At 67.1% G+C, this 13321-nt stretch carries 15 protein-coding genes and 1 tRNA gene; 3 read left to right on the top strand and 13 right to left on the bottom strand.

Annotated features, from left to right (window positions below):
• Positions 1-2: 2 nt before the first annotated feature.
• Positions 3-779 (bottom strand): hypothetical protein, encoded by a 777-nt coding sequence (locus DFJ66_RS20425; protein WP_246029833.1) that lies wholly within the window; start codon positions 777-779, stop codon positions 3-5.
• A gap of 373 nt (positions 780-1152) precedes the next feature.
• Between DFJ66_RS20425 and DFJ66_RS20430 the strand changes: the two genes are divergently transcribed.
• Positions 1153-1225 (top strand) — tRNA-Arg (locus DFJ66_RS20430).
• 201 nt (positions 1226-1426) lie between these two features.
• On the opposite strand, the gene DFJ66_RS44395 is transcribed toward DFJ66_RS20430, so the two are convergent.
• From DFJ66_RS44395 to DFJ66_RS20470, 8 genes are all read right to left on the bottom strand, one after another.
• Positions 1427-2794, bottom strand: a complete 1368-nt coding sequence (locus tag DFJ66_RS44395) for a tyrosine-type recombinase/integrase (protein WP_170199556.1) — start codon at positions 2792-2794, stop codon at positions 1427-1429.
• On the bottom strand, positions 2791-2964 hold the full coding sequence (locus tag DFJ66_RS20440; protein WP_121231462.1) for a helix-turn-helix transcriptional regulator: 174 nt from the start codon (positions 2962-2964) through the stop codon (positions 2791-2793). The genes DFJ66_RS44395 and DFJ66_RS20440 overlap by 4 nt, the downstream gene beginning before the upstream one ends.
• 46 nt (positions 2965-3010) lie before the next feature.
• On the bottom strand, positions 3011-4585 hold the full coding sequence (locus tag DFJ66_RS20445; RefSeq protein WP_121231464.1) for a replication initiator: 1575 nt from the start codon (positions 4583-4585) through the stop codon (positions 3011-3013).
• A gap of 26 nt (positions 4586-4611) precedes the next feature.
• Positions 4612-6081 carry an FtsK/SpoIIIE domain-containing protein gene (locus DFJ66_RS20450; RefSeq protein ID WP_121223289.1) on the bottom strand — a complete coding sequence of 490 codons (1470 nt, stop codon included), beginning with the start codon at positions 6079-6081 and terminating at the stop codon, positions 4612-4614.
• A 311-nt stretch (positions 6082-6392) separates the two neighbouring features.
• Positions 6393-6641: an AMED_5909 family protein gene (locus DFJ66_RS20455; protein ID WP_121231466.1), complete on the bottom strand. Its 249-nt coding sequence runs from the start codon at positions 6639-6641 to the stop codon at positions 6393-6395.
• Entirely contained in the window at positions 6619-6885 is a 267-nt protein-coding gene (locus tag DFJ66_RS20460) for a hypothetical protein (RefSeq protein WP_121223290.1), read from the bottom strand. Before DFJ66_RS20460 ends, DFJ66_RS20455 begins: the two co-directional genes overlap by 23 nt.
• Positions 6882-7073, bottom strand: a complete 192-nt coding sequence (locus tag DFJ66_RS20465; protein WP_246029834.1) for a hypothetical protein — start codon at positions 7071-7073, stop codon at positions 6882-6884. The genes DFJ66_RS20460 and DFJ66_RS20465 overlap by 4 nt, the downstream gene beginning before the upstream one ends.
• Positions 7074-7089: 16 nt before the next feature.
• Positions 7090-7542 (bottom strand): hypothetical protein, encoded by a 453-nt coding sequence (locus DFJ66_RS20470; RefSeq protein ID WP_211351241.1) that lies wholly within the window; start codon positions 7540-7542, stop codon positions 7090-7092.
• 163 nt (positions 7543-7705) lie between these two features.
• Between DFJ66_RS20470 and DFJ66_RS20475 the strand changes: the two genes are divergently transcribed.
• Both DFJ66_RS20475 and DFJ66_RS20480 read left to right on the top strand, forming a co-directional pair.
• Positions 7706-8449, top strand: a complete 744-nt coding sequence (locus DFJ66_RS20475) for a DUF5919 domain-containing protein (protein ID WP_121223291.1) — start codon at positions 7706-7708, stop codon at positions 8447-8449.
• 12 nt (positions 8450-8461) lie between these two features.
• Entirely contained in the window at positions 8462-8932 is a 471-nt protein-coding gene (locus tag DFJ66_RS20480) for an NUDIX hydrolase (RefSeq protein WP_121223292.1), read from the top strand.
• Here DFJ66_RS20480 and DFJ66_RS20485 read toward each other — a convergent pair.
• The 4 genes from DFJ66_RS20485 to DFJ66_RS20495 all read right to left on the bottom strand — a co-directional run bounded on the left by DFJ66_RS20485 (position 8925) and on the right by DFJ66_RS20495 (position 13312).
• Positions 8925-9485 carry an HD domain-containing protein gene (locus DFJ66_RS20485; RefSeq protein WP_121231472.1) on the bottom strand — a complete coding sequence of 187 codons (561 nt, stop codon included), beginning with the start codon at positions 9483-9485 and terminating at the stop codon, positions 8925-8927. The two genes, DFJ66_RS20480 and DFJ66_RS20485, sit on opposite strands and share 8 nt — an antisense overlap.
• 80 nt (positions 9486-9565) lie before the next feature.
• Positions 9566-10372, bottom strand: a complete 807-nt coding sequence (locus DFJ66_RS42195) for a hypothetical protein (protein WP_147459316.1) — start codon at positions 10370-10372, stop codon at positions 9566-9568.
• 683 nt (positions 10373-11055) lie between these two features.
• Positions 11056-11571 (bottom strand): hypothetical protein, encoded by a 516-nt coding sequence (locus tag DFJ66_RS20490; RefSeq protein ID WP_121223293.1) that lies wholly within the window; start codon positions 11569-11571, stop codon positions 11056-11058.
• 298 nt (positions 11572-11869) lie between these two features.
• Positions 11870-13312, bottom strand: coding sequence for an arabinofuranosidase catalytic domain-containing protein (locus tag DFJ66_RS20495; protein ID WP_397556291.1), 1443 nt, complete (start codon positions 13310-13312; stop codon positions 11870-11872).
• Between the last annotated feature and the right edge of the window lie 9 nt (positions 13313-13321).

A 13321-nucleotide genomic window follows, 5' to 3' on the forward strand; every position in this document is an offset into this window, starting at 1 on the left:
AATCAGGGCAGCGGTTTGGCCCCGTTGTGGTTGCCCGGCACGTTGTTGCGGTTGCGGTTGTTGGTGCTCGGCAGCTCGACGTGCTCGGAGATGTGGTTGTGCGGCAGCCCGACCTGCTCGGCGAACTCCTCCGCCACCGTGGTGCCGCCGTAGATGCCCAGGGCCTTGGCGAGGTGCTGCTTGAGCTCGTGGCGGTGGCCGTCGGACAGGCGGGGCAGGGCGGTCTCGAAGCTGGTCACGAGGGTGTCCGCCCAGTGCTGGTCGCGGCGCTGGGCGGCGATGCGGACGAGCTCGTTCAGGTGCTGGGAGAGGGCCACCGCCTGCTCGACCTGGTAGCCGTTGCGGTGCAGCCACCAGATCGTCGCGGTCGAGAGGTCGGTGAGGACCTCGTCCCGCAGGTACCGGATCTCGGCCCGCTCGGCGTCCCGCTCGGCTTGGCGGACGGTCGTGGTGCGCAACAACTCGATGTGCTTGCGCGCGGACTCCAGGTCACCGTCGTCAACGGTGAGCTCGACCCCTTCGGCCCGCGCCCACACGTGCGTGCCCTCCACCTGCCGCTCGGCGGCGAGCTCGTCCCCGAGCTGGAACTGCAGCGGCGCGTGGTGCACCAACATGGCCCGCTCGGTGATCTTCTTGGCCCGCTGGACGATGTCGTTGATCGCGGCACTGCGCGGCGAGTTGTGCCGGGCACCGGTAGTCAGGTCCAGCCGCCAGTGCACGGTCAACTTGGCCTGAAAATCCAACCCGTAGACGGCGCTGGGCAACGGCGTCTCGAACACGTGCTGATGCGACGAGGAAGGCGGGACAAACGTGAAGTCCTCCCCCCGCCGCTCCTGCCGCCGCCGCCACCAGGCCCCGAACGCCCCCAACGGCCCAGGCCGGAAGTCGGGCCAAGGTCTACCACTCATCAAACCCACTCCCGCCGAACAACCTCGAATGCCCCCTACCTACCCGACCGGCGGGCGAGGGAGAAGGCACCCCACCCCACTTCCCCCCAACAGCCCACCACACCCCTCCCACCACCGTCACCCCCGGTGCATACTCGCCCTACGGACCTGTCCACCCGGGTGACGCCCAGGTGGCCGCTCAGAGGCCCACTTGGGTGGGCCGGTTCCGACCCTCACGGGGACGGTTCGGTACGCTGCCCCGTGCGCCCTCGTAGCTCAGGGGATAGAGCATCGGTTTCCTAAACCGTGTGTCGCAGGTTCGAATCCTGCCGGGGGCACTCACCTTTCGCCGGGTGAATCAAGCCCTGAGCAGCGGCAACGCGCTCGGGGCTTGATCTTTATGGTTAGTCACTCTCGGCTGGAATCTGCCCCTGTTTGCCGCCATCCACGGACTCACCACGGACTGGCTGTGCCCAATACGTGCCCAAGCGGAAGGCCCCCGGAGTGGTCCTCCGAGGGCCTTGCTCCCGAGCTGCGGGTCACGCTTCGAAGAGACCTTCGATGGTCTTGTTCACGGTCTCCCTCTGCCCGTCGATGCACTTCGCATACACCTTCAGCAGCACGTCAACGGAGTGCCCAGCACGCTCCGCGACCTCGGTAGCCGGAACGCCCCCGTTCAGCCAGAGCGACACTGCGGCGTGCCGCAGGTCGTACGGCCGTGCTGCCAGTGGAGACGCCACCTGAGCAGGCGTAAGGGCGTACTGACGGGCCTCCTCCCACACCCGGTAGTAGGTGGACGAGGACACCACCCCGCCTCCCAGCGACCGGAACAGCCGCCCGTCCGGGCCAGCTCCATACCGGTCGAGGTGATCACGCAGGATGTGGACGAGAACCGGCGGGATCGGCACCGGCCGCACCTCCTTCCGCCCCCGGTGCTTCAGCCCACGCCGGTCGTGCACCTCTCCGGAGTCCGTCCACCGCTTCCCAGCCGCCGGCCGCGACTCACCGAGCATCAGGAGGCCCCAACCCTCCTCGGGCAGGGTGCAGTCATCCTCTCGGAGCGCCAGGCCCTCAGCGGGCCGAGCAGCCGCGTAGTAGCCCGTACCGAAGAACGCCGCCAGGTGCGCACCGCGATCCAGGTTTCGCCGCCCGACGTAGGTCACCGCCGTCAACAGCCGCGCCACCTGACCAGGGTTCGCCACCACTCGGGGGTCAACCTGCTCGACGACCTTCGCGGCCTTCCGCTTCACCCTGGTCAACGGGTTGTCCGGGATCAACTCCCGCTCGACCGCGTAAGACAGCAGGTTGAACAGCACCGCCCGTTTCCGCTGGTAGACCGTGGCCGCAGCCGCCTTGCCATCCAGCTTCGACGCCAGCGCATCAAGCAGCCCCCGCAGCAGGACAGCGTCCGTCACCTCGAACAACGGCCGCGAGTTCCGCACGAGCCAGTCAACGACCTCCCGCTCCTCCCCCGACAGCTCAAGATCACGTGTCGTCGGAGGCAACAGGTTCCGCGACAGCACGCCCCGCAGCTCCGTGACCGAAGGTCGCCCGACGCCGTCCTTGACGAACGCAGCAGCCGCAGTCGCCAGCGCTTCCACGGTGCTACCCCTCGTCGTAGCGGCAGCGTCCGGCCACTTCAGATCCATGTAGGACTGCGAGAACTCCAAGAATGACAACGAGTTGCGCCGCCGAAGCTCCGAGACGGGAAGCCCTGTCTCCACATCGAACGGCTCTCCATCCCGGACGGCTTGCATCAACTCGGACAGTCGCCCAGTGGCCAACGGCTTGTTGGCGTACCACTCCGAGTGTTCCTTCTTGTCCGTCAGCCACCGGACCGCCCACGGCCGCTTACGCCCAGCCCGCTTCTTGATCTCCCAGAACTTGACCTTGAATGTCGTGCTCATGCCGCCGCCCCGTAAAGCGACTCCAGCCAGGCCACGAAGTCCACTCGCCGGCACCGCAGCTCCCCGTTCGGGAGCGAGAAGCAGCGCGGCCCCTTCCCGGTCTGCCGCCACTTGTAGAACGTGTCCCGCGAGACCCCACCCAGGGCCTCCAACATCTCCGGAACGGTCATCAACTGCCCCAGCTCACGCCCCTTGCCGTTCAGCCCATCCCCCTGTTTACGCAGCTTGCGGAGTTGCCGAATGGTTTGGAGGACTGGCCGAGGCGAGCAGTGCCGCCGTGTATTCGGCCTTCCATCGACGCCTCTCCGCGACCGCCCGCAACAGCAGGTGTGGCCTTGGGGGCACGTTCGGGTCACCGGGCTGCACGTTGTTCCAGACCACCCGTTTGGGCTGGTCGTCCCCGGTGATCCCCACATCGGCAAGCAGTTGCCGAACGAATTCCTTGCGGTCGTGCTTGTGGTCGGCGAGCGACTTCCCGGACCACTTCCGCGAAACCAGCACCCGACGCCCGGCGACGCCGAGCGTGGACCGCTTGTGTGCCTTGCCCTTGCACTTCCCAGGCTCCATCGAGACCCGAGCCCCGCGCGGCTGGACGCCGTAGAGCAGCCAGACCGGGCACTGCGGCGAGCAGGGCGTGACAGCCAGCTCTGCACACAACCTCTCGGCGTGGTCCTCCTGGCGGGCGGTCTGGGCGTCGAAGCACTCGCCAATGCTCTTGGTCAGGTACTTCGTCAGATACCCGATGTGCCGGCCAGCTTCTTCGGTCCCGCCGAGGATGCCCTTGGAGTGCACCTGCACCCCGAACCGGGCGACGTGGGCGGGCGCGTGCACCTGGTCCAACGCCTGCTCCCAGGTAGGCAACGCCTCACGAGTCACCGGGTCCACGAACCCCTTAACCCGTGCATCCCACACCGGCAGCCGGTCCCCGCCGTACGTGATCTCGTCATGGCTGGGCCACCACACCTGGTGGTACGTGGCCTCCGCGACCGCCCGCAGCTCCGCCCGCGAGATGGACCCCCGGATAGCCGCGTGCCAGTGCGGCGCCAGCCGACGCTGAGGCTCGACGGTGGAGAAGTACTGCACATCCCACCCGACGCACCGCCGCAGGTTCTGCACGAACCGGTCCAACAGCGCCGCGAAGTGCACCGCATCCCGAGCCGCGCGCCGGTAGTCGTAGGTAGCGGGGTCCACCGGGGTGCCATCGCTGCGCACCTTGCCGTAGCTGTCCAGCGTCAGTGTGAGGAAGGTCGAGGGCTGGTACTTGCCCCCGAAGACCCGCCCCACGGTGCGCTTCTGCACCGGCCGCCGAGGCAGGTTCGGCGCATCCTGCCGACGCCGCGTAGACCGCTTCCGAACAGCCCGAGGCCGAGCATCCAAGGCCGGAAGCTTCCCGCGGACTCCCATCAACCGCAGCTCAGCATCAACCCCGGCGACCTCCTCACGAACCTCCTCCGCCCCGACTTCGTCGTCCTCCTCAACGGCCTGGCGGTACGCCTGCACCAAGTCGGCTCGGTAAGCCGTCAACGCCCGCTGATCCTTGCTAGGAGCCTGAGACGTGAAGTCGGGCTCCTCGGCGAGATGCCACCCCTCCCGACACTGCGCCATCCGCAACCGCCGGTTCTTCTCCGCGCACGTGGGACACACGCTGGCCACCGTCGAACCACACGCCACGGGCACGATGTCCACCCGCCCCGTGTCGAGGTCAACCCGCTCCTTAGCCAACGGCCGGACGCACACACCGTGCTCCTCAGCCACCGCCCGAGCCACATCCAGCGCCGCCGGCTGCTTCATCCGGTCCGCACGAGTCAGGTACTCACTCACGCCGCCGCCTCCCCCGCGCCGTCCGGCCGAGTCGGGAGGTCGTGCACGGTGGCCGGGGCGAGGAACACACCCAGCTCGACCAGGTCCGCGTCCGTGACGTGGAAGGCCCGAGCCCGATCCGGTTCCCGCTGCCCGTCCGTCTTCACCCACGCCACGCCGGGGGTGTTCTCGCTGATTTCGTGCGCCGCAGCCCCGCGCTGCCGCACGCTGTCCCCTAGGACCATGTCCACCTGCTGTGGCTCGTCCAGCCGCAGGGCCACCCGTGTGGTGAACAGGTGCCGGAAGCTGATCACCTCCTTGCGCGGGTCCTGCACCAGACCCACCACCGCGTAGCCCGGAGCCCGCCCCTGGGAAGTGATCGTCTGGATAGCCCGCGCCGCCCGCTCCCGGATCTGCTTGTCCTGCTGGTAGGCGATCAGGTCCGCCAGCTCGTCCACCACCAGCACCGTGAACGGCTCACCCGTGGACCGCGCCCACAAGCGTCGGACGCCCCGATAGCGGCTGGCCCGCTCCTTGACCTCGGCAGCCATCTCTTCCAACAGGTCCACGGCGTCCGGCCCGTTGTCGTACACGACCCGGTCGAAAGCGTCCGGACACTGCCCGAGCTCCATCCCGCCCTTGGGATCGATGCCCACCAACCGCACCATGCCCGCCCGAACCGCCGGGGCGAGCTGCCACACCAGCGACCACAACACCGAGCCCTTACCCGCACCCGGCACACCCACCACGAGCACCTGCGAGCCCAGCAAACGCAGCCGCCACGGCTTGCCGCTCTCCGTCCGCCCGACCGTCACCCGCCGAAGATCCACCTCAGCCGACTCCGACAGCGGCGGAACCGGCAAGGGCCGCAGCAACGGGTCACGGTGCACGAAGTCCAGCTCAACGACCCTCGGACGCAGCACCCGCACCCGGCACGACCGAGCGCCGAACGAGTGCGCCAACCCCTCTCGGCGCAGCTCCCAGGCTTCGGGCGACTGAGCGGGGATCATCCGCACGCGGACCCGATCCCGCCACCCCTCCGAACGCACTCGCCGCAGCACCGGGCGGTGTTCACGTCCCCGGCTGTCCTTGGACAGCTCAGCCAGCCGCACGACGGTCCGCCAACGGGGCACGTACACGGTCGCCCGCCGCCAATCCGTGAGTAGCCGGTACCAGCAGTGCCGCAAGAACGACTCCCGCGCCAACCCGTACCAGACCGTCAGGGCACAGACCAGCGACAACACCGCCAGCACCAGCGGCGACAGGCCGAACCGCAACCAGCACCAGGCCGCCAACGCTGGCACCAACGTGGCCACCGGGTACCGCACGACAACGAGCACCAGGCGCACGACCACGACGACGGCCAGCCACACCAGCGCCAGCACGCCCGCCAGCCACTTCACCCTGCCCGGCAACAACATCCACCACGGCACCCGAGGCCGAACACCCTCGAACGGAGCCGGATCAACCCACTTCCCGCCGTTCATCGAACACCGCCGAAGTCCAGCTCCAGCGCCCCGACACAGCGGTCGCACTCCGTCTGCCCCGCCAGCAACCGCGCGAACCTCTTGCACTTCGCGCAGCGCGTCCGGGTGACCCACTCTGGCGCACGCTTGCGCCCATGCTTTACCGTCATCGCTGTTCACTCCGAGTCGGTGTGGACAACGCAGGAGCGGCAAGGTTGGTAGCCGGTGTCCGCTCCTGCGCCTCACGAAACCATTGCGCCGCAACAAGTCGTGCGGCATCGCCACGTGACCAAGCAAGATCACGCGTTCTGTCTAAACAGGACTAGGGAACGTCACTCCGCCGGGAGCGCTTCCCCCTTCTCGCGCTCACGCTTCGCCCAATACAACGCCTCGTGGTGGTGCCCCCGGTCGATCTCGGCGACCTGCCGATACACCTCCGCCGACCGCAGGTAGAAGACCCGCCAGCGCGACAGCGCCGCATCCGGCGCGGGCATGACCTTCCCCAACGCCTCATGCGCGTCCTTGAGCGTCCGGACCGCGTAGGCGGCTTCCCAGGCGTCAGGCTTCTTCCGCTGCGCCATCACCCGCCCCCTCCGCCAGCGCGTGACGCCCGCCGGCCGAGTCCAGCCGATCGGCCACCTTCCACGCCTCGCGGGACAGCTCCCGGCAGAACCGCGCCAGGACTTCCCGCCCGCCTGGAAACGGCGGAGTCTGGACCGTCAGGTTGACCGGGTCGAGGTACACAACCAGCGTCGGCATCCCGTTGACCATCACCAAGGCAGCCGCCGCTTCGCGCCCCGGCGTGGCGACCATGTTCAAGCTCATGCCTTGTCACCACCCGCAGCCAGCGCAGCCGCCGCCTGGTCCAGCGCAGCGCGAAGCCGGTCCAGCGCCGCCCGGTCGACGACCAGCACAGCCGGGAACGCCTTGCCGAAGCGGATCTCCACCCGGTCCGCGTACTTCAGCGGTACCGGCCGAATCGGCAGGTCAGCCGTCACGTGCAACCGCACCATGTCCGCCACCACGCGGTCACGCGGCCTTGGTGGAGGTCTTGACGACGACCGGCTTCATGGCCGACGCCCGCAGGCTGTACCCGAGCTTCGCCCGACACCGGTGCCGCTCACCCCCATGGCTGCCCCGGCAAGCCTTGTCATCAATCCAGGGCGTCACCGTCAACCCCTCGAACACCACCGGCCGCACATCCGTCCCCGGAATCGCCTCCGGCGGAACCGGCTGGTGCGGAGCCGCAATCTTCACCGTCACCACCGCATCGGCCTTACGCTCCGCCGCCTGGTCGATCACCAACACCGACCACACCAACAGCCCGGACTCCTTGTCCGTCTCCTGCTGAACCGGCAGCCCCTTCGCCCGCTCCTCGGCGGACTGGAACTTAAGCACCGGCTCAACACCCATCACCAGCGCACCACGCGGGAAGACGAAGTCATGCGTCGTGGGGAGCCTGCTCCCACCCGTGATCGCCACCGTCGTACTCCTCTTCAACGGCGTCGGCCGGACCGTCTGCCCGGCATCTCGACAACGACCACTCTCCGCAAATCAGCGGGACGCAAGCACCGCATAGCGGGACTTCTAAGGACGTCTCAGGTACGTTGAAGACGTCCCTACTCGTCTCCACACGGGGGTCCACATGGCCAACGAACGCCTACGCGAAGCCCTCCTCCGCAACGGCCTGGACCTCGACCACGTGGCCCGCGCGACCGGCGTAGACCCCAAGACCGTCGAGCGCTGGATCACCAAGGGCCGCATCCCCTACCCGCGCCACCGCCACACCATCGCCTCGATGGTCCGCGAGACCGAGAATTACCTCTGGCCCGACGCAGTCGCCACCGAACGCAAGGCCGAGATCGCCGAGTCCGAGGTGGTCAAAGTCTACCCCCACCGCAACAACATCCCCGCGGACTTGTGGGACCGCCTCCTCAACGACGCCACCGAGCACATCGAGGTCTTGTCCCTGGCCGCCCTGTTCCTGGTCGAGCGCCCGACCTTCGCCAAGGAGCTTCGCACCAAGGCCGAGAACGGCACCCGCGTCCGCCTCCTCTTTGGCGACCCGACCGCCCGCGAGGCCGCCCGCCGCAGCGAGGAGGAGCAGCTAGGCAAGGGCACCGTCGCCGCCCGCATCCGCAACGCCCTGGCGTTCGTCCGCCCGCTGGCCGAGGTCCCCGGCATCGAGGTCCGCCTACACAAGACGACCCTCTACAACTCCGTCTTCCGCTTCGACGACGAGATGATCGTCAACACCCACGTCTACGGCTTCCCCGGAGCCCACGCCCCAGCACTCCACCTACGCCGCCTCTCCGCCGGCGACCTCTTCGAGACCTACTCGGAGAGCCTGGAGACCGTCTGGGCCGGGGCGAAGCGCGCCACCTTCTGACAGGCTCGAACCATGAGCCGGACCGACTACCTCAACGACCCGAACGCCCCGAAGCCCAACAGCATCCGGGTGGCCGTCAGTGCCATCGTCCAGGACCCCACCGGCCGCCTCCTGATGATCCGCCGCACCGACAACGACAAGTACGCCATCCCCGGCGGCGGCCAGGACGTAGGCGAAACCCTCGCCCAAGCCGTCGTGCGCGAGGTCGAGGAGGAAACCGGCATCCACGTGGAGGTCACCGGCCTGGTCGGCCTCTACTCCAACCCCAACCACGTCATCGCCTACGACGACGGCGAAGTCCGCCAGGAGTTCTCCATCTGCTTCCGCGCTCAACCCATTGGGGGCGAGCTGCGCACAAGCAACGAGTCCAAGGAAGTCCTGTGGGTAGAGCCCAACCGCCTACCCGACCTGGACATCCACCCGTCAATCCGCCTACGCATCGAACACGGCCTAAGCAACCGCGCCGAGCCGTACTTCACCTGACCTCGATGCCAGCGGCCTTCAACCGAGCCTCCGTACGCTCCACCGCCGCAACCAGCTCAGGCTCCGCCTGACGGACGAAGAACGTCACCAGGTCTTCCGGCCCATACCGCGCCTGAATCTCCGCGATCCGCTCACGAATCCCCGTCGTGTCCCCATCCGGCCCTGTCGTCATGTCCGCCCACCACAGCGCATCCCTGAGCGGCGTCTCCTCATCCACCCAACGCGCCAGCTCAGCCGAGCACCCTCTCAACTCCGCTTCCCGGTAGGCGCAGGAGTGATGAGCCACCAGCGCACACAACCGCTCAGGAAAGCCCTGCTCTTCGAGGTACCGCGCCCCATCAAGCGCATGAAACCCAGTCTCTGCCACGTCCTGCGCGTACCCAACATCGTGGAGAACCGCCGCCGCCATCAACAGATCCCGCTCCGCTTCCGGAACGATCCCAGCCGCCAACGCGGCCCGCTTCGCAACGCCCTGAACGTGCACCCACCGCCGAGGCAACGACAAGACGAGCCGACCCTCAGCCACCGCATAGGCCCACGCGACTAGGTCCATACCCATTCTAGACGCATGTCACAAGCATCGTCGATTCGTAAACCCCACACTCCATCACTTCATCCCTAGCTGCGTCGCGGTCACGATATGCGATTTACAACTACGCCGACAATTGCTGCCAGAAGCACAGAAGTCAGGAATATAGTTAGACGTCTCCCCGCCGCCCCGGAGCCACCTTCTTCAACCACTTCAAGAGGGGGTAGAAGCTTCCTCGAAAACAGGCCCAAGGCCGTCAGTAGCCCCAACCCCAGGCCGCCCATCACAGCGACAGCCGATCGCACCTTTTCAGAGAAGTTCTCAAAGATTAGAAACAGAGATGCCCCCAACAGAAGCCAAGACACGACTGCGAGAAATACCGAGCCCGCAGGACGCAAGAAAAAATTCGTTTTTGGCTTCCCGACGTCTATCTCTTCACTAAGCCGAGCGAATGCCTGGTTAGCCCACCCCTGATCACCGGAAGATACCCTAAGTGTCACCGGATCCAGCGCCCAGTTCCAATTGAATTCAATCTCGAGCGCTTCACCCCGGGACAGGCTCGGGAAATCCCCACTGAGCCTAATGTTTGTTACGCGCCTCCTATCCATCTCTTCGAGCACTTCGTCCACGGGGCCGGAGATCGAAGCACCGCCATGGTCAATACGAATAGTAACACCGAACTCTGAATCGTATTGCCTACGCCTCTCTTCTTTATAGTCCAACGACGCCTTAGAATCCGCTCGTATGCCGTATGTGGAGTCGTAAAGCTCGTCAAACTCAGAAGCGAACGCTTTTCTGCGATCAGCAATCAGGCTCTCCACGAGCCTGCCGAGTCGCTTCAAATCTCTTCCGCTTCCAGACCACGAGTGCCAACGGCGCTTGAGGTCTGTCCGACGGGTTATCTTCGCCAACCGCGTACCCTCCAACTGCCCATCGGGCCTCAACACAGCGTCCGGATATGTTACAGAAGCCATTGCCGAATCCGGCTCTACGGGATCAAGGCGCGCCGCCTGCGGCAGCGCGCGGCTGGGCGGTTCCCACGTTGGCACCGACTTCCCGCATCACGGCACGCCGGGCTCCCGCTTCGCTCCGCCCGTCGGCCGTGCGCGGAGTCGGTGCACGTGGACCGGAGGCGGCGCATGGGGGTGACGAGCTGGATGCCGAGGAGGCTCGGAGGTCAACCGGTCGGGACGATCGCGCGGTTACCCGGCTAGCGTGGGCTGGGCACGGCGATCGGCTGCCGCGACGGCTTCGCCGCCTTGCCAACGGATCATGTGACTGGCCGGGGCAAGGGCACCGGAAGCGGCGTGGCGCGGACTGCGGACTCCTCGCGGACTGAGGGTGCGACGCAGTGGCGGCTGAGGGATGGTCTGCGCTGGTCACGGGGTACGGGACACTGTGTGCGCCACGGGCCTTCCTAAACCGTGTGTCGCAGGTTCGAATCCTGCCGGGGGCACTCACCTTTCGCCGGGTGAATCAAGCCCTGAGCAGCGGCAACGCGCTCGGGGCTTGATCTTTTCCGTCAGTCGCCATCGGCTGGAATCTGCCCCCATCTGCCACCCTCCGCGAAACCACTGCGAAACGGCCGGCAGCCTCACGTTCCGAGCGGGACGGACTGCCACTGCTCCTGCAGGGTGCCGACCTCCAGGCCGTTCTCATCGAGCGCGTTGAACACGCACAGGCGGTCGCGCCCGAAGGTGAAGCCGACCGCGATCGACCCGTTGGCCATATCGCTCCCGGTCCAGACGAGGAACTCGACCGCCTGAACCGTGCGGCCACGCAAAGCGACCAGGTCGGGACGAGCGGTGTTCCGCCAGGCGAGTTGGAAGTTGTCGGATGTGGGCCAGATGACCGGCTTGGCGGGGTCTGCCGAGTTCCAGGTGATCGAGAGGTCGTCGAACTTTTGGTGGTTGATCTCGATCTGCTCACCTTCGAAGTCGAGCAGGACCGGGCAGTCAGCCCACCACTCGCCATGCTCCAGGTCCCAGACCAGCCACGCGTCGGTGAGCCGCCGACCGATCAGGGCACGCATGCGAGCCGCATGCGTCATCGCGTCGGCGAGTCCATTGCCCCAGGCCGGACGGTACCCCTCGATTCCGAAGTCGAACATGGTCGCATCATGCCCTTCACGTGCTGCGACAGCGAGGACGAGTTCGACGGCTTCGGGTGGGGACGATCGTTGCGCGGCTTGCTTGGGCTGGGTGCGGCAATTGGTTGCCGCGTCGGTTGCGCGGCCTTGTCGACGAGGCTGGTGGGCGTAGGTCCGTGGGGCGGTGGGACTCGAGGAGGGTGCCTTGGTCGGCACAGTTGCACGGACGGTGTGGCAGGCGCTCCGGAGCGGCACGGCCCTCGGAGTGTTCCTCCGAGGGCCGTGCTTTCGACCGCCACTGCCTTGGATCGACGTCGGGTCAGCCGGAGGTCCAGCGTTGGTTCGGGGCGCCGGTGCAAGTCCAGAGTTGGACCTTTGTGCCGTTGGTGGTGCCGGCGCCGGAGACGTCCAGGCACAGGCCTGATTGGGGGCTGGTGATGGTGCCGTCGGGGTTGAAGCGCCATTGCTGGTTGCTTTGGCCGTTGCAGTTCCAGATCACCACCGGGGTGCCGTTGGTCGTGCCCTGGCCGGAGGCGTCGGCGCAGCGTTGGTTGCTGCCGGTGTAGATGGTGAGGGTGCCTGACGGGGTTCGGGTCCAGGTTTGGTTCGGGGCGTTGTTGCAGTCCCAGATCTGGAGTTGGGTTCCCGGGGTTGTGGTGGCGGCGTTGACGTCCAGGCACTTGCCGGCGCCTACTGCGCGGAGGGGGCCCGTCGGGGTGGAGACCGGGGCGTAGGCGGCTGCGGTGATGTTGGACTGGACTGCTTCCTCGGTGGCGTTGGACGGGTAGCCCGCCGTCAGCACGCCCTCGTAGAAGGTGCCGGCGCCGCCGATGCTGTTGTCGCCGCCGATGCCCAGGAGGATCGCGCCTTCCTTCTGCATCGGGTGGTAGCCGGCGGGGCGTGGGCCGTCGAAGATCGTCGACAAGGTGCCGGACTGGGCGTTGCCCGTCCTGATGGCCCAGTGGTTCGGTTCGCCCTTGACGATGGCCGTGATGAAACGGTGGTTGATCGTCGGGTTCTTGTTGTAGCGGGAGTTCACGCCGGAGAACAGGCCCCACTCCAGGTCTGCCATCACCCACGGGCCGGGGCCGTCGCCGTAGCCCCACCAGTTGTTGGCGCCGAAGTAGACGGTCTCCATGATGCCCTGCCGGTCGGCCTGGCCGTCCGTCTGGGCGTTGCCGTAGTCGAAGCAGCAGCCGCTGCTGTAGTGCGTGCCGTCGACTACGGCGTAGATGCCCTCCGGCTGGTCGCCGGTCGCGATGCCGTTGGTCCTGTTGTTGCGGTAGCCGGTTCCGGGTGCGATGTAGACGCCGTACGCCTTCTGACCGCCGATCATCGTCGGTGCCGCGGTCGCGTCCGCGAGGTTGTCGTAGCCGCCGGGCGCCGGGCCTTGGAAAGCGCCGGGAGGTGCCTGGGTCAGGTGGTTTCCCCTACCGGACTGGTCGTAGATGACGGTGATGACGCACGTGGTGCCGGCGCAGAAGGTGTCTTGGGTGGCGGCGTTGGCCACCCCGCCGGCACTCAACGGGCCGACGTCACGGGTGGTGTTGTCGGACGATCGCCGCACCTGGTACAGCGGGCCGTTGTACGTGCCGTACAGCGCACGGGTCGTGCTGTGCGCGGCGACGCACGGCGTGTTGCCGGCCGCGTAGATGTCGCATGGTCCCTGGGTCGCACCCTGTGCCGGCGCGAGCGGGACGGCGGCGAGCGCGGAGCCGGTGATGAGGGCTAAAGCCAGTCGGGTGGCGCGTCGGACTTTCACAACCCCTCC

Origin of the sequence: Saccharothrix variisporea, from assembly GCF_003634995.1 — a bacterium.
In the GTDB taxonomy this organism is placed as follows: domain Bacteria; phylum Actinomycetota; class Actinomycetes; order Mycobacteriales; family Pseudonocardiaceae; genus Actinosynnema; species Actinosynnema variisporeum.

What these genes read in the sequence shown, in the direction of transcription:
- DFJ66_RS44395 (WP_170199556.1), bottom strand. Translation starts at nt 2,794, where the DNA reads ATGAGCACGACATTCAAGGTCAAGTTCTGGGAGATCAAGAAGCGGGCT.
- DFJ66_RS20440 (WP_121231462.1), bottom strand. Translation starts at nt 2,964, where the DNA reads ATGACCGTTCCGGAGATGTTGGAGGCCCTGGGTGGGGTCTCGCGGGAC.
- DFJ66_RS20445 (WP_121231464.1), bottom strand. Translation starts at nt 4,585, where the DNA reads ATGAAGCAGCCGGCGGCGCTGGATGTGGCTCGGGCGGTGGCTGAGGAG.
- DFJ66_RS20450 (WP_121223289.1), bottom strand. Translation starts at nt 6,081, where the DNA reads ATGAACGGCGGGAAGTGGGTTGATCCGGCTCCGTTCGAGGGTGTTCGG.
- DFJ66_RS20455 (WP_121231466.1), bottom strand. Translation starts at nt 6,641, where the DNA reads ATGGCGCAGCGGAAGAAGCCTGACGCCTGGGAAGCCGCCTACGCGGTC.
- DFJ66_RS20460 (WP_121223290.1), bottom strand. Translation starts at nt 6,885, where the DNA reads ATGAGCTTGAACATGGTCGCCACGCCGGGGCGCGAAGCGGCGGCTGCC.
- DFJ66_RS20465 (WP_246029834.1), bottom strand. Translation starts at nt 7,073, where the DNA reads ATGGTGCGGTTGCACGTGACGGCTGACCTGCCGATTCGGCCGGTACCG.
- DFJ66_RS20475 (WP_121223291.1), top strand. Translation starts at nt 7,706, where the DNA reads ATGGCCAACGAACGCCTACGCGAAGCCCTCCTCCGCAACGGCCTGGAC.
- DFJ66_RS20480 (WP_121223292.1), top strand. Translation starts at nt 8,462, where the DNA reads ATGAGCCGGACCGACTACCTCAACGACCCGAACGCCCCGAAGCCCAAC.
- DFJ66_RS20485 (WP_121231472.1), bottom strand. Translation starts at nt 9,485, where the DNA reads ATGGACCTAGTCGCGTGGGCCTATGCGGTGGCTGAGGGTCGGCTCGTC.
- DFJ66_RS20490 (WP_121223293.1), bottom strand. Translation starts at nt 11,571, where the DNA reads ATGTTCGACTTCGGAATCGAGGGGTACCGTCCGGCCTGGGGCAATGGA.